Source organism: Phyllobacterium endophyticum (assembly GCF_003010935.1).
Lineage (GTDB): Bacteria > Pseudomonadota > Alphaproteobacteria > Rhizobiales > Rhizobiaceae > Phyllobacterium > Phyllobacterium endophyticum.
This window is the reverse complement of sequence record NZ_PGGN01000001.1, coordinates 860,245-885,087: the sequence shown is the minus strand read 5'-3', so window position 1 is coordinate 885,087 and position 24,843 is coordinate 860,245. Positions and strand designations below refer to the sequence as shown.

23 protein-coding genes are annotated in these 24,843 nt (G+C 57.2%); 10 read left to right on the top strand and 13 right to left on the bottom strand.

What is annotated here, in order from left to right; genetic code table 11:
* Positions 1–36 precede the first annotated feature (36 nt).
* Positions 37–1,215, top strand: a complete 1,179-nt coding sequence (locus tag CU100_RS04165) for a glycosyltransferase (RefSeq protein ID WP_106715247.1) — start codon at positions 37–39, stop codon at positions 1,213–1,215.
* Positions 1,212–2,672: a lipopolysaccharide biosynthesis protein gene (locus CU100_RS04160; RefSeq protein ID WP_106715246.1), complete on the top strand. Its 1,461-nt coding sequence runs from the start codon at positions 1,212–1,214 to the stop codon at positions 2,670–2,672. Before CU100_RS04165 ends, CU100_RS04160 begins: the two co-directional genes overlap by 4 nt.
* Here the strand turns inward: CU100_RS04160 and CU100_RS04155 are convergent.
* The 4 genes from CU100_RS04155 to CU100_RS27455 form a co-directional block, all read right to left on the bottom strand.
* Positions 2,574–3,953: a polysaccharide pyruvyl transferase family protein gene (locus tag CU100_RS04155; RefSeq protein ID WP_106715245.1), complete on the bottom strand. Its 1,380-nt coding sequence runs from the start codon at positions 3,951–3,953 to the stop codon at positions 2,574–2,576. The two genes, CU100_RS04160 and CU100_RS04155, sit on opposite strands and share 99 nt — an antisense overlap.
* Positions 3,954–4,002: 49 nt before the next feature.
* On the bottom strand, positions 4,003–4,977 hold the full coding sequence (locus tag CU100_RS04150; RefSeq protein WP_106715244.1) for a hypothetical protein: 975 nt from the start codon (positions 4,975–4,977) through the stop codon (positions 4,003–4,005).
* 158 nt (positions 4,978–5,135) lie between these two features.
* On the bottom strand, positions 5,136–6,179 hold the full coding sequence (locus CU100_RS04145; protein WP_106715997.1) for a glycosyltransferase family 2 protein: 1,044 nt from the start codon (positions 6,177–6,179) through the stop codon (positions 5,136–5,138).
* 167 nt (positions 6,180–6,346) lie between these two features.
* Positions 6,347–6,736, bottom strand: coding sequence for an exopolysaccharide production repressor protein (locus CU100_RS27455; protein ID WP_280951576.1), 390 nt, complete (start codon positions 6,734–6,736; stop codon positions 6,347–6,349).
* Between the two features lie 762 nt (positions 6,737–7,498).
* Between CU100_RS27455 and CU100_RS04135 the strand changes: the two genes are divergently transcribed.
* Positions 7,499–8,773, top strand: a complete 1,275-nt coding sequence (locus CU100_RS04135; RefSeq protein WP_106715243.1) for a polysaccharide biosynthesis/export family protein — start codon at positions 7,499–7,501, stop codon at positions 8,771–8,773.
* A gap of 26 nt (positions 8,774–8,799) precedes the next feature.
* On the opposite strand, the gene CU100_RS04130 is transcribed toward CU100_RS04135, so the two are convergent.
* Both CU100_RS04130 and CU100_RS04125 read right to left on the bottom strand, forming a co-directional pair.
* Positions 8,800–9,639, bottom strand: coding sequence for an aspartyl/asparaginyl beta-hydroxylase domain-containing protein (locus tag CU100_RS04130; RefSeq protein WP_106715242.1), 840 nt, complete (start codon positions 9,637–9,639; stop codon positions 8,800–8,802).
* 125 nt (positions 9,640–9,764) lie between these two features.
* Entirely contained in the window at positions 9,765–10,394 is a 630-nt protein-coding gene (locus CU100_RS04125; protein ID WP_106715241.1) for a 2-phosphoglycerate kinase, read from the bottom strand.
* A 165-nt stretch (positions 10,395–10,559) separates the two neighbouring features.
* Between CU100_RS04125 and CU100_RS04120 the strand changes: the two genes are divergently transcribed.
* The 4 genes from CU100_RS04120 (at position 10,560) to CU100_RS04105 (ending at position 14,733) form a co-directional block, all read left to right on the top strand.
* Positions 10,560–11,450 carry an NAD(P)/FAD-dependent oxidoreductase gene (locus CU100_RS04120; protein ID WP_106715240.1) on the top strand — a complete coding sequence of 297 codons (891 nt, stop codon included), beginning with the start codon at positions 10,560–10,562 and terminating at the stop codon, positions 11,448–11,450.
* 124 nt (positions 11,451–11,574) lie between these two features.
* Positions 11,575–12,327: a COG4280 domain-containing protein gene (locus CU100_RS04115; protein WP_106715239.1), complete on the top strand. Its 753-nt coding sequence runs from the start codon at positions 11,575–11,577 to the stop codon at positions 12,325–12,327.
* Positions 12,327–12,566: a hypothetical protein gene (locus CU100_RS04110; RefSeq protein WP_342588291.1), complete on the top strand. Its 240-nt coding sequence runs from the start codon at positions 12,327–12,329 to the stop codon at positions 12,564–12,566. The genes CU100_RS04115 and CU100_RS04110 overlap by 1 nt, the downstream gene beginning before the upstream one ends.
* A 46-nt stretch (positions 12,567–12,612) precedes the next feature.
* Positions 12,613–14,733: an acyltransferase family protein gene (locus tag CU100_RS04105; protein WP_245418906.1), complete on the top strand. Its 2,121-nt coding sequence runs from the start codon at positions 12,613–12,615 to the stop codon at positions 14,731–14,733.
* 54 nt (positions 14,734–14,787) lie between these two features.
* Here CU100_RS04105 and CU100_RS04100 read toward each other — a convergent pair whose 3' ends face one another.
* Together CU100_RS04100 and irrA are read right to left on the bottom strand one after the other, a co-directional pair.
* Entirely contained in the window at positions 14,788–15,498 is a 711-nt protein-coding gene (locus CU100_RS04100; RefSeq protein WP_106715994.1) for a DNA helicase, read from the bottom strand.
* 379 nt (positions 15,499–15,877) lie between these two features.
* A complete protein-coding gene (gene irrA / locus CU100_RS04095; RefSeq protein ID WP_106715237.1) occupies positions 15,878–16,309 on the bottom strand; it encodes an iron response transcriptional regulator IrrA in 432 nt (143 codons plus the stop codon).
* A gap of 420 nt (positions 16,310–16,729) precedes the next feature.
* On the opposite strand from irrA, the gene fabA reads away from it, so the two are divergent.
* The 3 genes from fabA to fabI are packed head-to-tail and all read left to right on the top strand — an operon-like array spanning position 16,730 to position 19,325.
* Positions 16,730–17,245, top strand: coding sequence for a 3-hydroxyacyl-[acyl-carrier-protein] dehydratase FabA (gene fabA, locus CU100_RS04090; RefSeq protein ID WP_106715236.1), 516 nt, complete (start codon positions 16,730–16,732; stop codon positions 17,243–17,245).
* Between the two features lie 34 nt (positions 17,246–17,279).
* Positions 17,280–18,506 (top strand): beta-ketoacyl-ACP synthase I, encoded by a 1,227-nt coding sequence (fabB, locus tag CU100_RS04085; protein WP_106715235.1) that lies wholly within the window; start codon positions 17,280–17,282, stop codon positions 18,504–18,506.
* A gap of 3 nt (positions 18,507–18,509) precedes the next feature.
* Positions 18,510–19,325 carry an enoyl-ACP reductase FabI gene (gene fabI / locus CU100_RS04080; protein WP_106715234.1) on the top strand — a complete coding sequence of 272 codons (816 nt, stop codon included), beginning with the start codon at positions 18,510–18,512 and terminating at the stop codon, positions 19,323–19,325.
* Between the two features lie 149 nt (positions 19,326–19,474).
* Here the strand turns inward: fabI and CU100_RS04075 are convergent, their stop codons facing one another.
* From CU100_RS04075 to rbfA, 5 genes are all read right to left on the bottom strand, one after another.
* Entirely contained in the window at positions 19,475–20,491 is a 1,017-nt protein-coding gene (locus CU100_RS04075; protein WP_106715993.1) for a class I SAM-dependent methyltransferase, read from the bottom strand.
* An 80-nt stretch (positions 20,492–20,571) separates the two neighbouring features.
* On the bottom strand, positions 20,572–22,713 hold the full coding sequence (gene pnp / locus CU100_RS04070) for a polyribonucleotide nucleotidyltransferase (RefSeq protein ID WP_106715992.1): 2,142 nt from the start codon (positions 22,711–22,713) through the stop codon (positions 20,572–20,574).
* A 214-nt stretch (positions 22,714–22,927) separates the two neighbouring features.
* Complete coding sequence (gene rpsO / locus CU100_RS04065; RefSeq protein WP_106715991.1) at positions 22,928–23,299, bottom strand: 30S ribosomal protein S15; 372 nt, start codon at positions 23,297–23,299, stop codon at positions 22,928–22,930.
* A 48-nt stretch (positions 23,300–23,347) separates the two neighbouring features.
* Positions 23,348–24,319 carry a tRNA pseudouridine(55) synthase TruB gene (truB, locus tag CU100_RS04060; RefSeq protein WP_106715233.1) on the bottom strand — a complete coding sequence of 324 codons (972 nt, stop codon included), beginning with the start codon at positions 24,317–24,319 and terminating at the stop codon, positions 23,348–23,350.
* A 1-nt stretch (position 24,320) separates the two neighbouring features.
* Positions 24,321–24,779 carry a 30S ribosome-binding factor RbfA gene (rbfA, locus tag CU100_RS04055; RefSeq protein WP_106715232.1) on the bottom strand — a complete coding sequence of 153 codons (459 nt, stop codon included), beginning with the start codon at positions 24,777–24,779 and terminating at the stop codon, positions 24,321–24,323.
* Between the last annotated feature and the right edge of the window lie 64 nt (positions 24,780–24,843).

Below are 24,843 nucleotides of genomic sequence, written 5' to 3'. Positions count from 1 at the left end.
TGTTTCCTGAAGAATACATTGAAAGAATACCCAATAATGAGAGTTGGTTTCGTCGTGGACACGTTTCCCTCATTGTCCGAAACGTTCATTCTGGATCAGGTAAACGGTTTTGTGGAGCGGGGCTTCGAAGTTTGCGTCATCTGCAACCGGAATGCACTTAATGAGAATGTCGGGAGTGCAACCAGCTCGCAGGCGCTTTCCGGCATCGCGGTCCAGTGGTGGGGCAGTCTCGCGGTGTTTCGGCCTTTGCTGCGGAAGCTGCCGGCGATACTTTGGGACAAGGTTTCGACTGCCTTCGATATCCTCTTTGCAAGGAAGCTCCGGAATTTCGATGTCATCATCGCGCATTTCGGCAACAATGGATTGCGCGTTGCCCGTGTGTTGAAGCGGAGGCACCTCGCCGCTCCTCTCGTTACCATCTTTCATGGCCGAGACGTCGGCCGTCCCATGCAGGACAATTCCCTGTGGCAGTATGACGTGCTCTTCAAGCAGGGAGCGCTGCAACTGACGGTAAATGACTATTTCAGGACCGCTCTCGTGAAGGCTGGTGCATCGGCGGAAAAAGTCGTGGTGCATCACATGGGCGTACGGCTCGCGGAGATCGAATATTCCTGGCGCTCCTGGCAGCACGGCACCCTGGAGTTCATTTCCGTGTGCCGTTTGACCGAGAAGAAGGGCATCGAGTTTGCCTTGCGGGCTCTCGGAGAGCTTGCGGCTTCGTCCCCCCGCCTCGACTGGTCCTACACGATCATAGGCGGCGGCGAATTGCAGGATGCGCTGAAGCAATTGGCAAAGGATCTCGGGATTGCAGACAAGGTGACGTTCCTCGGTCCGCGTCCACACAGCGAGGTCAAGCAGCGCTTGCGCCAGGCCCACGTGTTCATCCTGCCAAGCGTGACAGCCGTTGACGGCGACGTCGAAGGTATTCCTGTTTCGCTTATGGAGGCGATGGCAGCCGGGCTGATTGCAGTCAGCACCTATCACTCCGGCATTCCCGAACTGGTCGAGGATCAGAAGACAGGCATTCTCGTACCGGAGAAAGATCCTCCTTCCCTCGCCGCCAAGCTTTCCTGGATCGCGGAAAATCCCGCCGCATGTGAGCACATCGCCCTGGCAGCACGAAAAAAGGTCGAGTCGGAATTCAACGCCGACGTCTTGAATGGCGAGTTCGCGCAAATGATCGCGCGCCTGGCCAACGAAAAGTCAAAAGCGTGAGCGCCGAGCCGCTCCAGTTTGGCCGGATAGCCCTTCGCGGCGGGCTGTTGACGGTCATAGCGCAGGCCATAAAGATCGGCGTCCAGTTCCTCTCGGTCGTTGTCCTCGCGCGTCTTCTCGTCCCTGAGGATTTCGGTCTCGTCGCCTCCGTCAGCCCGATTGTTGCCTTCGTTGCACTGTTCCAGAATCTCGGTCTGCAGCAGGCGGTGGTCCAGCGCAAGGAAATCACCCAGCGCCAGCTGAACCAGGTATTCTGGATGAGCGCTGCCGCAGGCCTTGTCACCACGATGATCGTCATTGCTCTCGCTCCTGCCGTCGCCGCCTATTACGGCGACGGGCGCATGGTCGGCATCACGATCGGCGCCGGTCTGCCGCTCCTTCTTGGAAGTCTGGCGGCAATGCCGCTCAGCCTGATGAACCGGCACCTCCAGTTCGGCCAGCTTGCGATCAACGACGTAGTCACTGCCATTGCGGGGTTTGGTACGGCAGCCTTTGCCGCCTATGCCGGCATGGGCTATTGGTCGCTGGTACTCGGTCCCGCAGCTTCGGCCGTCGTTGGCTTGCTCGCGGCCTGGCGGGTAGCCCGGTTCAGGCCGGACAAGCCGGTGCTCCGGATCGACCGTGATATCATGTCCTTCGGCGCCAATCTGACAGGTTTCAATCTTGTCAATTTCTTCTCGCGCAACCTCGACAATATCCTGATCGGCAAGTTCTCGGGCGCAATCGAGCTTGGTTATTACGACCGCGCCTACAAGCTTCTCCTGTTTCCGTTGCAGAACATCAACCAGCCGCTGACGCGCCTCATGATCCCGCTCTTGAGCCGCATCCAGGACGACAAGAAGCGTTTTCGCGATATCTACATGCAGACCAACTGGGTGCTTGCGGCAGTCACGGTACCGGCGATCGCTGCGCTGACACTGACCTCGACGCAGGTCGTCGGCATCCTCTTCGGCGAGCGCTGGCTGCCCGTAGCCCCGATCTTCGCCTGGCTCGGCATCGCCGGGCTCATCCAGCCCATATCGAGCACCACGGGCTGGATCTTCATCTGCCAGGACAGAACGAAAACCATGTTCCGTTGGGGCATCTATTCTTCGGTCACGACAGTCGTCTCGTTCGTCGTCGGTCTGCAATGGGGTGCTGTCGGCGTCGCCGCCGCCTATGCGATCAGCGGCTATATCCTGCGCGTTCCGGTCCTTGCCGTGCTGGTGCATCGTATCGGCCCGGTGACCGCCATGGATGTGCTTCTGGTGCAGGGCCTTTTCATTGTTTCAGCGCTCCTTGCCTGGGGCGCGTACTTTTCGCTTCCCCTGTCATTGACCACGGGGGCCGACCTGCGCTCAGTCATCCTGGCACTGGTGCTAAATTATGCGATCGCGCTCGCCCTCATGCTGCTGCTTCCCCGCTCGCGCCAAGCCCTGTTCGGCGCCCTTGCCAAGGTCACCGGCAATATCCGCTGAGGGTGCATCGAGCAGCGGCCGGAGGAGCCCTGTCGCTGACATCGCCGAGGCGTGCTCGTCGAGAACGCCCTGAAGCGCGGTCCTGCGATAGTGGTCCAGATTCTGCGTGAAGCTTTTCAATTTCTCGCCGGCTTCTTCCGCCGTCACGGTATCGATGTCCAAGAGGACGTCCGAGACGCCGGTGCGCTTGGCGACTTCCTTGGTCTTGAACTCGTAGGCGATGGGAAGCACGGGAGTGCCAACGCATAGGGACATGATCATCATGTGCATGCGCGTGGCGACAACGAAGTCAAACCCCTTGACCGCCGCCATCAACTGCTCCGGCGTATGGAAGGCGGCGTCGACGCTGACATGCGCTGCGATCTCGGGATCGAGCCCCGCAACGATCGCCTTGGCCGCCTTGGAATCATCATGGGCATATTCCGGCACGCCCTGGCAGGTTGAAAGGAAGGTTACCTCTTTTCCCTGTTCCCTGACGAGGATGGTGACGATATTGCGGATCGCATCGAGATAGCGGTCCATGCCGTTGCCGCCGCCCTTGACGTAGTTCCAGTGCCGGACAGAAATGGCAACGCGGCCGGTCACGGGTGCCCCGTTCGACGCCAGAATTCCAGCTATCCGGTCTGTATCGGCGAGTGCGAACACGGCATCCGCCACCACGTGACATTTGCCCGAATCTGCCACGAGATCGCTTATATGCTCTTTGGACCGGGCGTCGCGCAGCAGGATCAGAGGGCTGCGGTCGAAAACCGGCTTCAGTTCCCGGCGATTATATTCCTTGTCGAATGGTCCCAGCGATTGCGTGAAGAACACAGGATCCTTGCCGAGGATCGCATCTATGCGGAACTGGTTCAGACGCCTTTCGAGATTGTAGTTTTCGACGAGATATGTGCCGCCCGTCGTGATCACCAGGTCGGCGTCGCGGTAGATCGCGAGCGAACGGCGATCCGTTTCGCTGAACAGCGCCTTTGCGGGTTGCCCGCCCCTGGCGAACTTGCGCAACGCACGCAGCACGATCCTGTTATAGAGCGGCTTGATCGCGTTCTTGAGGACATTTTGATCGTAGTTGTACTTGAAGACGGACTCAGACAGGAGTTTGTGAAATTCGAGATCCGGATATTCGCTCGGAGGATAGAGCCTGGCGGCGACTTCCGGTTGACTGTCGAACACCTGAAACTGCAGATCTTCGCCCCAGACGGTTCGCAATATATGCCTGATGGCAAGCAGGATCGCTGCGTCGCCCGTGTTCAGGCAGACAGTATTCTCGACGATGATTTTCATGAAACTCTATTCCGTTGCGGAGCCTTTGACTGCGACTGTAGCTGGGTCGTCAGCGAACAACCGGCTCTCCGTGAAACCGCCGGCGGGATGGACGCGAGACACCAAAGCCCACCTCCATCATCAGACGCGGCGAACGTTTTGCTACTGTGCCCATATGGAATCCGAATGGGTCCTCGACGAATCCGAGCCCGGCACCCCCCGTCAGTGTCACTGCGTTGCCGGCGCCATAGGCACCAAGAACCTCATCAGCCGGGTGCCCGACGAGAAGCGTCAGTTGGTGCTTGAGAAGCCGCCGCATATGGCTCCCCTCGACATATACATGCGGGCCCGATTCTTCATCTACCGGTGTGAGATAGAAAAAGAATTTCAACATCCGCCAATCGTCGAGATCGAAATGGAACTTGTCCTGCGAAGCGAGGTGCTTGTCCGCCGCAGAGGCCGCCTTGGTCGGAAAGCTCCACCAGATGCGCGTTGTGATCAATTTCGCCTGGCCGCCAAGATAATCGGCGGCGATATCAGCCAGTAGCGGATCGCGTTGCACGGCGACGGCAGCTTCGCACTCGAGAACCCGCTCGAAATAATGTCCGCTCAGAATCGAGCGATTGAACTTCTTCTCGGCCTCGGCGTGTTCTCCGGGTAGAAACTCGAGCCGCCGGTCGAAATTGCCGAAGCACGGGGTTTTGCATGCAAAATCCGCAATTTCCCGATGGATTGCATCCGGGAGAACCAGGCCGGAAAACAAACCCGACTTGCGCAGATTGTCGGCGACGGACGTGGCGTCAATCCCGGAAAACATGCTGGGCGCTGCATTCGCGCTTCGTTTGACAGCGCGGGCGCCAAGCCAATGGGCCTTGCGCGCCGGCATGGTGCGTGCAAGCAGAAACATCGGCAGCCAGGCGGGGTTTTCCTTGATATCCACCCAGTAGGTTGGAAGGCGCGCTGCAATCCGCTGAAGTGAACCGCCAGTTCGCGCAATAGCTTCCAGACTTGGGGTCTGAGACTTGTTCGTCTGCAAGTCAGTCATGTCTGCGTCCTCTGTTCGTCCGGCTGCAAATATTCAGCCGCCCGCGTCCACTCGCAATCCTCCCCGGATGTCTCTGATTTTTGCGGCAAGCTTAGTCCATCGATCCTTTTGGTGCAATGCACCATAAGCATAAAGTATGAGTGCGGGGCTTGCCGGCTCTATCTTGCCGCGTCGGGGAAAAGATAACGCGGAGCGGGCAAATCCCCGGTGGGCACCTCATTCTTTCCAGAAGATCTGGTGAAGCCGTCGAGCTTGTCCCTGAGGACACCCCCTATGATGGGAACGATTGCAGATGGATTGGCCAAGCCATAAAATCCCGCTGAAACAAGCCCCTTTTGTGATTTGAGATCCAGAAACTGGCGGTGGTGATACTTGCCACGCATGTGGCGCTCGTGCTCCAGAACAGCCTGCTTCGATCTTCCCGCCAGAAGCCCGCTTTCCAGCAGTAACCTGTCGGCATCGGCGAGTTGCTTCAAATCTTCGGTCCGGTGCCTGCCGCTCAGCGAATCCGCCCGCACCACGGCGCCATAGCCGCAATTGTTGATGACCTGGAACCGCGCATCGAGTGCCAGCGCGCGCGCGTAGAGATCGTAGTCTTCGCCGAGCCGCAATTTCTCGCTGTAACGCAGATCATGGCGGTCAAGAAACTCCCGCCGCATGACAGGCTTCAGAAACCCGAGTTCTCCCCGCTGCTTGTTGGGCCTCGAAATGTTGCGCTCGACGAATGTCGGCAGATCGAGAAACCATCGTTCCGGCGAAAACCTGCGAATTGAAAGTGTGTCGAGGCTGCTGATCCAACGCTGATCGATGAAAGCGATGTTGTCGGCCGCCAAATCCCAGTCCTGTGTCGCCAGAAGCTCAGAAAAACGCCCCGGGAGAAAGAAGTCGTCGGCATCGAGAATGCTGATCAAAGCTGCGGAGGAGCATGAGATGGCGTGGTTGCGCGCAAAGGAGGGTCCCTTGTTCACCTCGAAACGAATGACGCGCAGGCGCCCGCTCCCGTCATCCGTCTCTTCGGCTGTTTTGGCGGTTCCGTCCGTCGATCCGTCGTCCACGACGATCACTTCCTTGACGTACGCATCGTTCAAGGCGGATGATATGGCGGTTGCGATTGTATCGGCTGCATTTTTCGCAGCGATGATCACGCAGACGCTATTGTCCCAATTATCGGTAATTGCCCCTGCCTCAAGTTGTGCGACCATGCAGCCCTCGATCCGACGCTGCACGACCGAACCCCGCATGCGGGTTGATTTTTCTGCGGGAGATTCCGATTGCGAGGCAATGCTGGATCAACCGCGGTTGGTCAGGGGGAAGATACAATTATTTCGCCTCCCCGCAAGAGGCAGAAAGATACAGGGCTTTTTGCCGGTTAGTGCGTTTCAGTCGGTGTGATGGATTTGAACGGCGGCTGCGTATTTGCAACGCCGGCATCAATCTGCCCGGACTGCTTTCTCTCGGAGGGTTTCGGTTTCTCGCGTGCCACAAGGAATAGGACCGCGACGAAATAACCCACCTGGATGACGACGGCGCAAGCCAGCGTCTGGGCAATCGTAGCCCAAAACGATCCGGTCATCAGGTAAGTAGCGATCCCGAATGCGATGAGAACGCCAAACATTCCAACTAAAAAGTTTGGGAATCTCATATTGCTCAGCTCCTGTTCCTTGTCCGGAGAAAAGCGGAAAGTGGGCTTTTTTTCATTTTTATCCTCCCCTTCACGCACGTTAACAGACGCACATGAATACTCTCTTATGGTTGCCAACCCAATCTTAAGAAACCTGTAGAGGTTATATTAAACGATTTCGGCCGGTTATCGTTCCTGTATAACAATTTTTCTTGTTTGTAACCACCGGTTTCAAGGGAAATTCGGGCTCTCTGGAGTATTGCGCCGGTCGAATACAGGAAACAACGCTTACAAAGAATTGTTTTACGTTCAGATACGGTTCCGAGAACAATCCCGGCCAAAAAAAACACGGGATGCTGCGTGGCATCGGGAAAATCACACAATAGCGTGAACCGATACAATCTGCCCGGCCGCCAAGCGGACTATACAATCATCTATATTTAGCCAAATGAATGGGCTTATTCACACTCGACTTGCGAAGGACCAGCGGTATTGAATTCACGATTGCACGCTTTTTGTCCGAATGCACGTGAGAATTGGCGGCTGAGCGCCAAATAACGGGGTTAGTGGCCCGTTCGCAACGGTTTTGGGACGCACCTTCTGTTGCAGTGCACCATTTTTGTGCTACTCTTCGAGTACTCCGCAGAACTTCCCGTCGCGTTCCGTACCTGGGGCGGGATATGCAGCGGCTGCCATTTACCAGTGACGATGCCTTGTTTTCGACAAGCATTGCGTGAAAATTGGTGCTTTCGGCAGGATAGGTGGTCATTTTCGGGTCGCTTCCTCCGGGGTAGATGCTGCACGCATCCTGCAGGCGAGGCTTGGCCGATCCCCCTGCGGAGAGAAGAACGCCGCCGCCAACCGGATCTCGATTAGATTTTACAGGAGTAATTGCAGGAAATGATCCCGATTTCCCCATCCGATGTTTGTTTTGCCGTGCAGGACAGGTTCGCTCTCGCGTTCCGGGTTCTCGGCGGCTGCTTGCTGCTTCTGGCGCTGATGTATGCGCCCGCCGCCCGCGCCGCGGATTACGAGCTTGGCCCCATGGACAAGGTCACCGTGCGGGTTGTCGAGTGGCAAACCGCGGAAGGCACTTTCCGCGAGTGGCCGACGATCACCGGGGATTACAGGGTAGGACCATCGGGCACGCTGTCCCTGCCCTTTGCCGGGGAAATAGAGGCCGGCGGGAAGACCACTTCGGACATTGCCAAGGAAATAGCCAAGAACCTGAGGCAGAAACTGGGATTGGTCGATCTGCCGGAAGCATCTGTCGAAATCTCCGAGTTTCGCCCGATATTTGTTTCTGGAGATGTACAGACACCCGGGAAATACGCCTTTGAGCCGGAAATGACCGTGCTAAAGGCTGTCAGTCTTGCCGGCGGCATGCCGCGTTCTGCGGGCCAGCGCTTTGAAAGGGACTATTTCAACGCACGAGGCGATTACGACGTCATCGTCGCCCAGCATGACCGCCTTGTGGTGAAGCTTGCAAGGTTGCAGGCCGAACTCGCCAACGCGCAGGAAATCAAGGTTCCCGACGATCTCATTCAGAAATCCGAGGCCAAGCGCCTGATTGCCGATGAAGTCGCCATCATGCAGTCGCGGAAGAGCGCGCTGGACCTTCAATTGAATGGTCTCAATGAGCTGAAGACGCTCTATACGAACGAAATCAGTTCACTTGAGAAGAAAATGGACGTCCAGAACCGCCAGATGGACCTGACGCGCAAGGAACTGAAAAGCATTGGCGGGCTGGCGGATCAGGGCCTCGTCGTGAATTCGCGCGTGATGGGTCTGCAGACGTCGGTTGCCGACATGGAAGGCAAGCTTCTCGATCTTGACACCGCCTCCTTGCGGGCCAAGCAGGAAATCAACAAGTCGACCCAGAATGAGACCGACCTGCAAAACGAGCGCAAGGCCGAACTTGCCAACGAAATCCAGGCGACCCAGGCCGCACTCGACGAGAGCAATCTCAAGCTTCAGATGAACAAGAACCTGATGACGGAAGCCTTGGTCAATGCCCCAGCTGCGGCAGGCCAGACCAACAATTCGGACGTCGCCATGCAGTACAGTATTGTCCGCACCTCCAAAGGCAAAACAGAGGAAGTGTCGGCAGAGGAAGGCACCACACTGCTACCCGGAGACGTGGTCAAGGTAAAAATCGATATGGAACGATCCTAGCTCGTAAGCAGGACAAGCACCGGAACTCAGGCGTCGGGCCGGTTTCGCAGGGTCTCGGCTTCGGCATAGAAGCGCTTTTCCCATTCCTTGTGGTTGCCGAGGCCTTCCTGGATGAACGGCGTGAAAAACGCCAGGTTCATCAGCGCCCAGTTCACGAAACGGGCGGGGTATTTCAGCGGCTTGACGAAGTCGACGAAGAGGACGACGCGTGTCTTGTCCGTATGATTCCACGCTTCGTGCTCGTAGGCGTCATCGAAAATCAGTACCTTGCCCTCTTCCCAATGACAGATCTGGTCCTTGACCCGGATAGCGAGCTTTTCGCCGGGTTCCGGAACGATCAGACCGAGATGCAGGCGCAATACGCCGTTATACGGACCCCGGTGGGCCGGCAAATGCTTGCCCGGCTCGAAGATCGAGAACATGGCCGTCTTCAGATGCGGAATCTTCTGCACCGCTTGCCAGGTCTTCGGGCAAGCTTGAATATTCTGCTTGGACTTGACCCCGAAGCCGATCAGGAAAAACGTCTTCCATTGTCTGTCGGTGGATATCGTCCTCACATCCGTTGAAATGTCCTGGAATGCGGGGAGTTCGTTTTTCCGCAGCAGTACCCGATCGAGTTCAGTGCGAATCTCGGGCCAGGCCTTCTCTATCTCGCGTGTCCACGGGAACGTCGCGTTGTCATAGACAGGGGGATTGCCGAATTTCGCATATTTGAGGTTGAGCTTCTCGGCCCAGGCAACGATCGCCATGAAAAAGCGGGTGGTTCTGCTCGGTCGCGCCATGGGCGCAATACCGTCGGTCCCGAACGTCTGCTCGATTTTTGCAGCCTGCGATTGCGTTGGCTTCGTCAAGGTTTCGTCAGTCATGATCATTCCAGATGGTAGCCGCGAAGAGCGCAAAGGCACGGCACTGCGACATCACGTTATGCCAGATCACCGGCGTGTTTTGAAGCGCCATCCGGTCGCAGCGCCGCGTGACCCCAGGCCAGGGTTCAACGTTTCGGTCGCATCTTCAGATGCTCCATTATGTCTCCGGTAAGTTCTTCCGCCGATTCATATGCGTCGACATCGATAACCCTGCAGCCATGCCCGTTCACGAGTTCGGCGGTCTTGCGATCGAACAACAGCGTTCGTTCGAGGAACCTCGAGATCATGGCGCGATTTTGTTCATTGGCGTTGGCGAAGCCGCTATTCTCGTAGATGCGCGCGCGAAGCGTATCCGCGCTTGCGGTCAGCCAGATCGCCGCAACCTCCTTCTGTTGAGGGCCGCTGGTGATGAATGGCCAGAGCGCCGATCCCTCCAGGACCAGCTTCGGCAGACTGGTGTCGCTCACGGTCGACTTGACGAGTTCGGCAACGATCGGCGACATCTTCCGGTGATGCAGGATTATCGATTCCAGGAGTTCATTGGCCTTGAGGATCAGATAATGGTCGGCGACGTGGGTTGGAACTTTCTTGTTCGACTGACGCCACGGCCGGCCCGGATGCCTTGCCAGGCTATCGGTCGAGACACAGCGCCAGCCCAGCTGTTCCGCAAGTGCGGCTGCAACCGCCGATTTCCCGACATTGGATGAGCCACCGATCAGAAGAACTCTCAGGTTCGGGTCGATCCGTATGCTCAATGGCCTGTTCCTGGATGGGGAGGAGAATCCGATACTGTCTATAGTCGACTATTTACCATAACAAAAATTACGCAAGCGGGAACGAACAAGAATTCCTCGGGTTTGACGCCGACCGGGTCCGGCTGCAGGCTGTCGCCCGGGTAGGACACAGGAGCGGCGGAAGGCATGCTGCAGGACGCGATCATCATCGGGGGCAGTTATGCGGGCCTCTCCGCCGCCTTGCAACTTGCACGGGCTCGTCGCCGGGTGCTGGTGATCGATGCTTCGAGGCCCCGCAACCGGACGGCCGAAACATCGCATGGCTTCCTCGGACGCGATGGAAGGTCGCCCGGCGCGATTGCTCGAGAGGCACGCGAACAATTGATGGCATATCCGTCTGTCGAATGGATCGACGGCCGGGCCATCCTCGCCGAAAAGAGCGCCAACGGCTTTTCCATCACCGACGACAGCGGCGAGACCTATCATGCACGAAGGCTGATCCTTGCAACCGGCGTCGTCGACGAGTTACCCGATGTTCCCGGCATCCCGCCGCGCTGGGGCAGGTCGGTTTTCCACTGTCCCTACTGCCATGGATATGAGCTCGACGGGCGCATCGGTGTTCTCGCCGTCTCGCCAGAATCGATGCACCAGGCGCTCATGCTTCCCGATTGGGGCGACACCACGCTTTTTCTGAACAAGACGTTCGAGCCTGACGAGAGACAAGAGGACCAGCTCCGCCAGCGCGGCGTGACCATCGAGCGCGAACCCGTTCGCGAGATCACAGGCGAACGTGCAGATGTGGTGCTTTGCGACGGTCGCGTCATTGCGCTCGCGGGGCTCTTTACCTTGACCCGTACACGCATGGCGAGCACCCTTGCCGAACAGCTCGGCTGTGCCATCGAAGATGACGCGCTCGGTCCCTATTTGCGCACGGATGCGTCCAAGGAGACGACGGTTCCAGGTGTATTTGCGTGCGGTGACGTGGCGCGATCCTCCGGTTCGGTGGCGCTAGCGGCCGGTGAAGGCGCGCTGGCCGGCGTAGGCGCACACCAGTCATTGGTTTTTGACAATCCCTAGGTCGTGTCGAAAGCACGACGTGTAGCAGCCGCAGGTTTTTCCTGTTATCTGTGCGGCGCCCGCCTGAATCTTGACCACTTCGGCTGTATAAGTCCGGACTCACCTGCCCGCACGGATCTCCAACATGACCAGCATGACAACCATCGTCCCGACAATGACGGCAGCTTTCCTTGGCTCCTTCGTCGAAGTCGTCGAAGCGTTCACCATCATTCTTGCGGTCGGTGTCTCACGCAGCTGGCGGCCGGCTTTCATTGGCACGGGCCTTGCGCTTGCGGTATTGGCCGTCCTGATCCTCACCCTCGGTCCGCTTCTCGGCATGATACCCGTGGAACTGATGCAGTTCATCATCGGCACTCTGTTGATCCTGTTCGGAATGCGCTGGCTGCGCAAGGCCATCTTGCGCGCCGCCGGCATCATCGCGCTGCATGACGAGACTGAAGCCTTCGCCAGGGAAACCGATCAGCTCAAACGTCAGGCGGCCGAGCGCCGTGCCGATTTCATCGCGGGAACCGCCGCATTCAAGGCAGTCCTGCTCGAAGGCATCGAGGTCGTATTCATCGTCATAGCCGTCGGTGCAGGGCGTGGCATGTTGGGTTACGCCGCGCTCGGTGCGGCGCTTGCATGTGTCCTTGTGCTCGTCGTTGGCTTCGTCGTGCACAAGCCGCTCGCACAGGTTCCGGAGAATACGCTCAAATTTGTGGTCGGCCTGCTGCTTACCTCGTTCGGCGTGTTCTGGGTGGGCGAAGGTCTCGGTGCCCACTGGCCCGGTGCCGATCTTTCCCTGATCGCGATCCTCGCGGTTCTCGGGGTCTTCTCCTTCGCCGCCGTTCGCGCATTGCGCAATCATCGCGGTGCAAAACTGGAAGCACTCGCCTGATGAACATTGTCCGCACTGCCATTCGGGAGATTTTCGGCATGTTCATCGATGATGGCGCGCTGGCGCTCTGGTCGATGATCCTGATCTTCCTCGTCGCTGCCGCTGTAGAGTTTGGAGGATTGCCTGGCCTGGCTGGAGGTATCATGCTATTGGCTGGCTGCATTCTCATCCTTGCGGAAAGTACATTCCGCGCGGCAAGGAAAAAGCCCCAGGGGCAACGCCGGAGTGAACTAGATTGACAAGCCTTATATTGTCCCCCCGCCTCTCCAAGGCGGTCCCCTTCCCATGCCCACATGGCGTCCAGCCTTGCCATTGTTCGCCCCTTGCGAGGTCATGTTGAACTTGGTTCCGACGCAGAGATTCGCAGATATTCCGCAGGCAGTTGATCCGAACTCCGGTGCTCCGGTGTATCGGCCTGATATCGATGGCCTCAGGGCAATCGCAATCCTGCCTGTCGTTCTCTATCACGCCGGAATATCCGGCTTTCAGGGCGGGTTCGTCGGTGTAGACGTCTTCTTCGTCATATCCGGCTACCTGATGGCCCTGCGGATCATGGGAGGCATCGACAACGGCGATTTCAGCCTGTTGCGCTTCTACGAAAGCCGCATCCGCCGCATCTTCCCGGCGCTTTTCGCGATGATCGCCGCTTCGACACTGATGGCATGGTTCTTCTTCATGCCCGTGGAGTTCGAGTATTTCGCGCGTAGCGTCAAGGCTGCCGCACTCTTCGTATCGAATGTGCAGCTCAACAGGGAAAGCGGATATTTCGACATAAGCGCGCAATTGAAGCCCCTGTTGCACACATGGTCGCTCGCCATCGAAGAACAGTTCTATATCGTCTTTCCCCTGCTGCTCGTCATCATCAACAGAATTGCCCGCAAGTGCGTGACGCCTGTTCTGATAGCCATTTTTGCAGCCTCGCTTGGGGCAAGCATCTGGGGCGTCTACTACAGGCCGGTCGAGGCGTTCTACCTGTCGCCCTACCGCGTCTGGGAGCTGCTTCTTGGAGCCTTGCTCGCATTGGGCGTCGTGCCACGGCCAAAACAGCAGTTCATCGGCGAGATTCTCGCCTGTGCCGGAATTCTGATGATCGGCTTTGCGGTCCTCTCCTTCAATGACGATACTTCGTTTCCCGGGCTCACCGCACTCGTGCCCTGTGTTGGTGCGGCTCTGATCATCCAGGGGAGAGCCGCACGTGGTCCAGCCGGACGATTGCTCACGTCCGCGCCGCTCGTATTCATAGGCCTTGTTTCGTATTCGCTCTATCTGTGGCACTGGCCGATCATCGTCTTCACGCGCTACCTGAATGGTCACGAGCTTTCTGCGGTTCAGAGCGGCCTGCTTGTGGCGATTTCATTCGTGGTGGCAGTTTTCTCATGGCACTTCATCGAGCGGCCGTTCCGCGGGCATACCAGCCGCATACCGCGCAAACCCGTCTTCGCCGCTGCGACGGCGACTATCGCTGCGTTCGTGGTTTTCGGATATTACGTCATCTCGGAAGTCGGGCTTCCGGGCCGTCTTTCTCCCGATGCCCAGAAAATTTATAGCGCTGCCTATGACGAGAGCCCCTATTCCGGTTCGAAGTGCCTGCAGGACACGAGCGGGCGCGGCCCTTCCCTATCCGATATCGAGAAAGGCAATCTTTGCCGCCTCGGAGTCGCAAGGTCGGGGAACGTGAATTTTCTCGTCTGGGGAGATTCGCACTCGGGTTCGATGGCGCCCGCCATCGATGTGGCGGCAAGACAGGCAGGCGCCAGCGGGATTTTTGCCGGCCGGGCCTCATGTCCGCCGCTGCCGGACGTGGAACTGAAAACCGAGAAGGATACATTGCGCTGCGTCGACTACAATGCCGCCGTGCGGGACCTTATCGTCCGCAAGCGTATACCGCTGGTTTTCATGATTGCATACTGGCCCAAATACGTTCTTCGCTCCGAGCTTCCCAACCAGGGTCTATATTTCGATCCCAAGGTCCGTCCACCGTTGGATGATAGATCCGCCCCGATCGCGGCTGCGCTGGACCAGACGCTCGCGGAGCTGAAACGTCAGGGTACGCAAGTCGTTCTTGTGATGGACGTGCCGGAAATGGGGCATTTCATGCCCGAGGCCCTCGCCAAGGCCACGACACGCGGTACTTCCACTGATATCGCCCCATCCTGGACCTACACGTGGGAAAGACAGGCCGCGTCCCGTGACATGATCACGGAATATGCCGCGAAATACGGTGCGACGACTGTCGATGCACTCCAGGCGATCTGTGCCAACGGCCGCTGCGACAGCATGCGCAACGGCCTGCCCCTTTACAAGGATTCAGACCATATCACGGCCACAACGGCACGAAGCTTGAGCTATCTCTATACGCCCGTGTTCAAGTCACTTGCCGGCGCCCTCGGAATTGCAGTCGATTAGACCTAATCCATGCCGCGCGAACAAGCTCTCGGCATCGCGCAAGGGACGTAGAGATCAATTTATGTCGCGAAGCTGCGCCTCACCATTGTGCAGGAAGCAGGCTTTGTTGAACAGCCGGAGATCGACCAAATTGGGAAGGCGAATGTCCCGCATATCTGGCAGAGGTCTTATAGCTGGATCGAACGACCTGTCGATCTGCGAGATGAAAGCCAGAATAACGCCGCTCTCTCTGGCAAAATCGTTCAGAGCGAGGATCTGGTCCGAGAGGGCTGGCTTGCTCCGCTCCTGGTCGAGTATCTGAAGATAGTCGATGACGGCAACTGTTCCCCGTCCAGCTCCTGACAAGTGGCGAATAATGTAATCGGCGCTGATTTCATTTGAAGTCACGATTTCAAGACTGCTGGTAAGGTGATGGCTCTCATCCAACGAGCCAATGTGCTTCCTTGCCTGCTCCTCGGTAGATTCCAGCGTAAAGAACACCGCCATTCGGTTGTCGCGGGCAGCGTCGAGCAAAAGCTGAAGTCCCATCGTCGTTTTGCCCTGTCCAGGGCGGCCGGCCACCAGCAGCAGGTCGCCGTCATTCAGTCGGGACAGCATGGTATTCGACAAGGTGTCTGCGGTGATCCGGGATGAAAGCAGGCTCCATCTTGCAAATCCCTCCTCACGCGCAATTTGATCGAGTGCCTCGTGCAGAGGAACATTATTCTTGCGGACCAGTAGCTTGGCACGGCGTTTCAACTGGAAGACAGGGGCAGAAAGCTTCATCAGGACCTCCATTGCGAGCGGAAAACGCAATCCCTCCTTATGCGGTGCTCGAACAGATGGTTCGATGATGATTGTCACCCCGTATGTCGGATACTTCCCGAGAGGAGGGAGGAGGCGCGGGTCGAGCCTATGCCTTAGAGGTAACGGGCATCATGATTCGCGACAAGCGCAAATGTCGGCTTGTGGCTCGCGGGATTGGACAACGAGCCTCATGGCGCAACGGCCGATGCGTCGCCGCTCGTGCCTACAAGGGCAAATCCGTCAGGGCGTGGCGAAAATGGTGCTTTTCGAGTACTCAAGGCAGCCTAGGTTGGATACGTGAGCTACGAGCGCAGGAAAGCGCCATGAACAGCCCGCCTTGGCGATTATCCCGTCTGGATCAGCCGCGCTTTTTGCGCAGGCGGATGATTATGTCCACATTGACGATTTCCATGCCTTCGGGAACCGGCGGCAAATTGCCCACCATGGTCGAACCGCTCGGGATGTCGATCACTTCATTGTCGCCTTCAACGAAAAAGTGATGATGGTCGGAAACATTCGTGTCGAAATAGGTTTTTGCGCCTTCAACCGCGAGGATGCGCAGCATCCCGGCCTGCGTGAACTGATGCAGCGTATTGTAGACAGTCGCCAGCGAAACCGGCACGTTTGCGCCGAGCGCTTCCTCGTGCAACTCTTCGGCCGAAAGGTGTCGGTCGCCCTTCGAAAAGATCAGGCTGGCAAGCGCGATACGTTGACGGGTCGGCCTCAATCCTGCAAAGCGCAAGCGCTCCTGCAAGGATACGTCGGCATCGATTTCATAAGAAATATGCATGGCCCGCCTGCCACTCCGTTAACTGATATCAGAAGTCACACCACAGACACAGTGTCCGTCGTGTTACATGATTGATATATGCTGTCTTGCAAAACCGATCAATAGGCTGGTTTTACGCCATTGGTTGCATGGCTGATCTGGTTTCCCGGGTAAGATGGGGCCGAGTTCAGGGTCAGGACGCGATGAAACGGCAAGATTTGTACGGTGAAGGCGAGTGAACCTGGAAGACGCGGAGTACCGGAGGGCCAAAATGTCATTTCAAGCCGCTATGGCATGAATATCAACGCGCCCGAAAGTAGGGTTCCATTTGATGCTGGTTTGCTCTATGCAGCGTTTTCAGGCGGAAATACTCTATGCTAGGGTCCGTCCGCGCCGGAACATACGCAGGCGCAAGCCTTGAAGTTACCGATGGGAGAAAGAATGCCAGAACAGAAGTCAAGCTACGGGTATGACGAGCTTCTAACTTGTGCCCGCGGAGAGATGTTCGGTCAGGGCAATGCCCAATTGCCAGCACCACCTATGCTGATGTTCGACCGGATCACCGAGATTTCTGAAACAGGCGGCGAAAATGGCAAGGGCTATATCCGTGCCGAATTCGATATCAAGCCTGACCTGTGGTTCTTCGCATGTCATTTCATTGGCGATCCTGTCATGCCCGGCTGCCTGGGCCTTGACGCCATGTGGCAGCTGACCGGCTTCTATCTCGGCTGGCTGGGCGAACCGGGCAAGGGCCGTGCCCTTTCCACAGGCGAAGTCAAGTTCACCGGCATGGTCACACCGAAAAACAAGCTCGTAGAATATGGCATCGATTTCAAGCGCGTCATGCGCGGCCGTCTGGTGCTTGGTATTGCCGACGGCTGGTTAAAGGTCGATGGCGAGACTATCTATAAAGCAACTGACCTGCGGGTTGGCCTGTTCAAGGAAAGCGCTGCCTGAGCTTTGGCCAGCGCAAGCCTTTAAGGAGATCGCGATGCGGCGAGTGGTTGTGACGGGCATGGGTATCGTGTCCTCTATCGGCAACAATGTAGCGGAGGTCCTGGAATCGCTGCGAACGGCGAAATCCGGTATTGTCTTCGCCGAAGAATATGCTGCGCACGGTTTTCGCAGCCAGGTGAAGGGTGCTCCTACGCTCGATCCCGCCACGCTTGTCGACCGGCGCGCTATGCGCTTCCATGGCGGCGGCACCGCCTGGAATCACGTCGCCATGGATCAGGCCATCGCAGATGCCGGGCTTGATGCAGACCTCGTATCCAACGACCGGACCGGCATCATCATGGGGTCGGGCGGCTCATCCACCCGCACCATCGTCGAGGCCGCGGAAAAGACCATCGAGTCCGGTTCGAGCAAGAAGGTGGGCCCCTTTGCCGTGCCGAAGGCCATGTCTTCGACGGCGTCGGCGACACTCGCCACTTGGTTCAAGATCAAGGGTGTCAATTATTCGATCTCCTCGGCCTGCGCGACTTCGAACCATTGCGTCGGCAATGCCTATGAAATGATCCAATACGGCAAGCAGGACATGATGTTTGCAGGTGGCTGCGAGGATCTGGACTGGACATTGTCCGTGCTCTTCGACGGGATGGGCGCCATGTCGTCCAAGTTCAACGACCGCCCTTCGGTAGCCTCGCGCGCCTATGACAAGAATCGCGACGGTTTCGTCATCTCCGGCGGCGCCGGTGTCCTCGTTCTCGAAGAGCTCGAACATGCCAAGGCGCGTGGCGCCAGGATTTATGGCGAACTCGTCGGCTATGGCGTGACATCCGACGGTGCCGATATGGTCGCTCCCAGCGGCGAAGGCGCTGCGCGTTGCATGCGCATGGCCATTGCCAACGTCAAAGGACCCATCGACTACATCAACCCGCACGCAACCTCGACGCCGGTCGGCGACCTCAAGGAAATCGAGGCAATTCGGGAAGTGTTCGGGTCCGGCAACCAGTGCCCGCCGATTTCGGCGACAAAATCACTGACGGGGCATTCCCAAGGCGCGACGGGCGTGCACGAGTCGATCTACTCGCTCCTGATGATGAACAATGACTTCATCGCGGAAAGTGCCAATATCGAAGAACTCGATCCCGCGTTCGAAGACATGCCCATTACGCGCCGGCGCATAGATAACATCAAACTGAATACGGTTCTGACCAATTCTTTCGGATTTGGCGGCACGAACGCTTCGCTGGTCTTCCAGCGTTACGAGGGGTAAAGAATGGCAGATTTAATGAAGGGCAAACGCGGTCTCATCATGGGGGTCGCGAACAGCCATTCCATTGCCTGGGGAATAGCCAAGGAACTGGCGGATAATGGCTCCGAGCTTGCCTTCACCTATCAGGGAGAAGCGTTCGGCAAGCGTGTCGCACCCCTGGCGGAACAGCTCGGATCGAAATTGCTCTTGCCTTGCGATGTGGAAGACATCGCTACCGTCGACGCGGTCTTCGAAGCGCTGGAAAAGGAATGGGGCACAATCGATTTCGTCGTGCACGCTATCGGCTTCTCCGACAAGTCGCAGCTGAAGGGCCGCTACGCCGATGTGACCACGCGGGATAATTTCAGCCGCACCATGGTCATCTCCGCCTACTCCTTCACCGAGGTCGCCCAACGCGCTTCAAGGCTGATGACCGGTGGCGGCTCCATTCTGACGCTTACCTATGGCGGCTCCACGCGTGTCATGCCCAACTATAACGTCATGGGTGTCGCCAAGGCCGCCCTCGAAGCAATGGTCCGCTACCTTGCCGCCGATTACGGTCCGGAGGGGATTCGCGTCAATGCAATTTCTGCGGGTCCTGTGCGCACATTGGCCGGCGCCGGCATCGGTGATGCCCGTGCCATGTTCTCCTACCAGAAGCGCAATGCCCCTCTTCGTCGAACCGTCGATATCGAAGATGTCGGCCGGTCGGCGCTCTATCTCCTGTCGAATCTTTCAAGCGGCGTAACCGGAGAGATCCACTACGTGGATTCGGGTTACAACATCGTGTCGATGCCGACCCTCGAAGAGCTGAAAAAATCTGACGACGGCAAAGAGTGATTTTTGCGCTGACCCGATACGGATTTGAAACGGGTTTGGCACGCCTTTTTCGAGAGTTCATGCAAGATTCTGCGATAGTTGCGTGAGAAGGGCCTAATTCAACGCCAGATTCTCTACCGCCAGTAGCATTTTAGTTGTGGTGGGTAGAACTACTTCTTGGCTTCGATGATTTTGTAGCCAGCGTTGTCCTCGAGCGGCAGCACCGATTTGAACAGCGACTTCAATCCCGCCTCGTAGGGCATCTGCCGGTTTGCGACGAGAAGCAGCTTGCCACCCGGTTTGAGCCTTTTGGCCGCTGCCGCTATGAAACCCTGGCCCATAGTCGGATCGGCGCTGCGCCCGGCGTGGAACGGCGGGTTCATGACGATCGTGTCGTAAATCTCTGTAATCGCTTCGCTATTCACATCGTGCCAATGAAACGTCACAGGAATTTCACCCGCGATGACGTTCAATTTGGCGGCTTCCAGCGCTTCGAAATCGGCTTCGTAAAGCGCAAGTGATTTCAGCTTCTCCGTATGGTTCAGCACTTCGCTCGCGATATAACCCCAGCCCGCACCAAAGTCAGCCACATGGCCACTGATCCGGCCCTCGAAATGTTTGACCAGCAATGCCGATCCCTTGTCGATCGCCGAATGCGAAAACATCCCCGGGCGTGTCGTGAAGCGTTCGCCCAGCATAGTCGGCTTTGCAACAAGCTTTTGTATTTGCTCACTATTCACCGTCTCCGGCCGCGTGAACCAGAAGGCAACGGCATGGTGTTTCGACAGCCTCGCGGCGACTGGAGCCATGCGGGTTACCGTCTTGTAAAAGCTGTCGACGCCGAGCTTCTTGTCGCCCGAAACAACGATCTGACCGCCGGGTCTGACGTGACCGAGCGCTTGCGCCAGCCAGTCTTCGTTGCGGCCTCTATGCTTGCCGAGTAAGATCAACGCGCCATCAAACTGCTCATCGCCAACTAGTCTCGGCACCGCATCGAAACCTGCTCTCTGCAACGCCAAATAATCTGGCTTGAATGGTTGCAGGCACATAAGGCTCGACTTCCACACATCTGCAACACTTCGCTCTGCCTCAGCGCCGAGAAATAACCATTTGGCATGGTTGTCCGGGAAAGGCAGTATTTCATCCTCAAAAGGCAAGAAGAGCGTTTGCAGAGCGCCGTTGGCCATAGTTTCGTCCATCAATAGAGTATGCATCATGAAAAAAGCGCGCCACGAGGGCGCGCTTTCACTATAACCCGTTCAGAAGATTACTCAGCGTCTTCCTGAGTCTTCTTTTCCTGGGCGATTTCCTTGCCTGTTTCCTGATCGACGACTTTCATCGACAGGCGAACCTTGCCGCGTTCATCGAAGCCCATGAGCTTGACCCAGACCTTCTGGCCTTCCTTGACCACGTCCGAAGTCTTGGCAACACGATCCGAAGCAAGCTGCGATATATGAACCAGGCCGTCGCGAGGACCAAAGAAGTTTACGAATGCGCCGAAGTCGGCGGTCTTTACGACCGTGCCTTCATAGATCTCGCCTACTTCAGGTTCTGCAACAATCGAGTGAATCCACTTGCGTGCAGCTTCGATCTCCTTGGCCGATGACGACGCAATCTTAACTGTACCATCGTCTTCGATGTTGATCTTCGCGCCTGTCTTTTCGACTATTTCGCGAATGACCTTGCCGCCGGAACCAATAACGTCACGGATCTTGTCAGTGGGTATGTTCATGACTTCGATACGCGGAGCAAACTCGCCAAGCTCGGAGCGGCCTTCGGTAATGGCCTTGGCCATTTCGCCGAGGATATGCAAACGGCCATCCTTCGCCTGTCCCAGTGCGACCTTCATGATTTCTTCGGTGATACCGTCGATCTTGATGTCCATCTGCAAGGCAGTAATACCGTTTTCCGAACCGGCAACCTTGAAGTCCATGTCGCCGAGATGATCTTCATCGCCAAGAATATCGGAAAGTACAGCGAATTTCTCACCTTCGAGGATCAGGCCCATGGCAATACCGGCAACCGGACGTAGTAGCGGGACGCCAGCATCCATGAGCGCCAGCGATGTGCCGCAAACTGTTGCCATCGAGGACGAACCGTTTGACTCGGTTATCTCGGAAACCGTGCGGAGCGTGTAGGGAAACTGCTCCTTGGCTGGCAGAACCGGGTGGATAGCGCGCCATGCAAGCTTGCCGTGTCCAATTTCGCGACGACCGGGCGAACCCATGCGACCCGTTTCACCGACCGAATAGGGCGGGAAATTGTAGTGCAGCATGAAGGTCTCTTTGTACATGCCGGTCAGGGAGTCCACATACTGCTCGTCTTCGCCGGTACCAAGCGTGGCGACAACGATAGCCTGCGTTTCACCGCGGGTGAACAGCGCCGAACCATGGGTGCGCGGCAGGAGCCCAACTTCCGAAACGATCGGGCGAACGGTCTTCAAGTCGCGCCCATCGATGCGGCTGCCCGTATCGAGAATGTTCCAGCGAACGATTTTTGCCTGCACCGACTTGAATACAGTTGCGATCTCTTCAGCAGAAAACTCAGGTTCTTCAACGCCTTCGGGGAAGAAATGCGCCTTGACCTTGGCCTTGGCGGCATCAACCGCATTATACCGCTTCTGCTTGTCGGTAATCTTGTATGCATCACGCAGATCAGCTTCGACAACCTTCAGAACGGCTGCTTCAGCTGCCGACAGATCATCTGTCTGGAAGTCGCGCGGCTCTTTGGCAGCGACTTCGGCGAGCTTGATGATGGCGTCTATAACCGGCTGGAAGGCGCGATGGCCGAACATGACAGCGCCGAGCATGACATCTTCGTTGAGTTCCTTCGCTTCCGACTCGACCATGAGAACCGCCTCGCCTGTACCGGCAACGATCAGGTCCAGGCTCGACTCAGGCATTTCGTCGACCGTCGGGTTCAGCCTATATTCTCCACCGATATAGCCGACACGTGCGCCGCCGATCGGGCCCATGAATGGCACGCCTGAAAGCGTCAGTGCAGCGGAGGCACCGATCATCGATACGATGTCAGGGTTGTTTTCAAGATCGTGCTGGATGACGGTCAGCACAACCTGGGTGTCGTTCTTGTAGCCATCGGCGAAAAGCGGGCGGATCGGCCGGTCGATCAGGCGCGAAACTAGTGTTTCATTTTCACTCGGGCGACCTTCACGCTTGAAGTAGCCACCGGGAATTTTGCCGGCGGCGTAGGTCTTTTCCTGGTAGTTCACCGTAAGCGGGAAGAAGTCTTGACCCGGCTTCGGCTCTTTGGCGGAAACCACAGTCGCAAGTACTACGGTCTCGCCGTAGGTGGCCAGAACGGCGCCGTCAGCCTGGCGGGCGATCTTGCCGGTTTCGAGAATAAGCGGACGGCCGCCCCATTCGATTTCAACTTTGTGTTGATTAAACATATCTTGTCCTTCAGTGGAGAAAGGCGCGATCCCTTTGGATAGCAGCATCGATCTCCCGTTTCGATTTAGACCAATCACGGGCAAGACAATTTGCAACTCGTAACGCCGAGTTGCCAGCAATCCTGCCCCATGACCTGTCTCATGGTAGAATTCATTCCTCACCGGAATGAAAGAACCGGCGGAACACGATGTGAATCCGCCGGTCTAGTGCGTATTAGCGGCGCAGGCCGAGCTTCTCGATCAGCGTCTGGTAGCGGCCCTGATCAACCTTCTTGAGATAATCAAGAAGGCTGCGGCGCGTCGAGACCAGCTTGAGCAGACCACGGCGGGAATGGTTATCCTTCTTGTGGTCCTTGAAGTGTTCGGTCAAATTGACAATGCGCTCTGTCAGAACGGCAACCTGGACTTCCGGAGAACCGGTATCGCCTGGCTTCGTTGCGTATTCAGTGATCACTGCCTGCTTGCGTTCAGCGGTTATCGACATCGTACATCCTTTCATTTGAAGAGGAAAACAGGATGCCCACGGCCGGGATGTCGTCCAGCGGGGGCCGGTTAAGCGACTGGCAAAGCCGTCGCTGCGGGCCATATAGTCGAAAATGCGACAAATTACCAGCCGCAAATGATTCTGGCCATTTCAGGCCGTGAATACGCGCTTCGGCTGGAACTGCCCGTGCTCGATGAAACCGATGGCAAGCAGCTTGCCTTTGGCGGTTACGCAAGCCTCATCTGCTTGAACCGGCGCATCACGCCCGCGCAGTATCACGGGATTACCCATACGAATACGGTGCGCCTGATCGTCTGAAACGGCTACCTGCGGGAGGCTTTCAAGCGCCGCGCCAGTGTCGATCAGAAATGCATCCATGACGGAGAACCGGTCGGCAAGCCGCTCATAAGATCGATCCTCACCCTCTTCGTCCGTCGGGACGGGAGGGTGCGCCGCTTCCAATTCCGCAAGGGTGACAAAATCCGACTCGTCGAAGGGTGCAACCCCGGTTCGGCGCAGGTCTGAGATATGGCCATAACAGCCGAGTTCACGTCCCATGTCGCGTGCAAGAGAGCGCACATAGGTGCCTTTGCCGCATTCGACTTCGAAGATCGCGGTTGAATCGTCGGGGCGCTCGATCAGCTCCAATCGAAATATCTCGACTTCGCGCGAGGGTATCTCGACTTCCTCGCCGCCGCGGGCAAGATCGTAGGCCCGTTCGCCAGCGATTTTAATGGCAGAGAACTTGGGCGGCGTCTGTTGGATGACACCGATGTATTTCCGCAGCAACGCTTTGATTGATGCTTCGTCGGGACGCAAGTCCGAGGTCACAGTGACATCGCCCTCGAGATCGTCCGTCGAGCGCTCAGCACCCCAGCTTACGGTAAAACGATATATCTTCGTTCCGTCCATGACGTAGGGAACGGTCTTTGTCGCCTCGCCCAAAGCAATCGGCAGCATGCCGGATGCCAGAGGGTCGAGCGTCCCAGCATGTCCGGCCTTTTCGGCCTTGAACAACCATTTGATCTTGGAGACGGCCTCGGTGGACCCCATGCCCTTCGGCTTATCTAAGATCAGCCAACCGGAAACCGGACGGCCTTTTTTCTTGCGCTGCCGTGACATATTACTCGTTACCGTCGCCACCGTGACCTGGCACGTCGCCCGGATTGGGATCACCACCGTCGTCCTCCTCGTCCACGAGATCGCGGGTGACCTCCGGCTTGCGTAACAGGGCATCTATCTTGGCGTAATTATCGAAGCTTGTATCGATGCGGAACCTGAATTCCGGCATATATTTCATCTGCTTGAGATGGGATGCCGCCCTGCCGCGAATGAACCGCGCGTTCCTGTTCAAGGCGCTGATGACACCTTCACTATCGGCGGCGCCAACAGGCGACACGAAGCAGGTCGCAATTTTCAGATCAGGTGACATGCGGACTTCGGAAATGGCGATCACGGCATTTTCTAGCTTGTCGTCGCGAACATCGCCGCGCTGGAGCACCTGGGAAACTGCGTGACGCACCTGCTCACTGACGCGCAGCTGGCGTTGAGAAGGGCCTGATCCTGTAGCAAAACGAGCCATAAATTTTATCTTATCCCAAGAATGTCATATGCCAATAAACAATGGATCGCCGGTTTTCATTCCG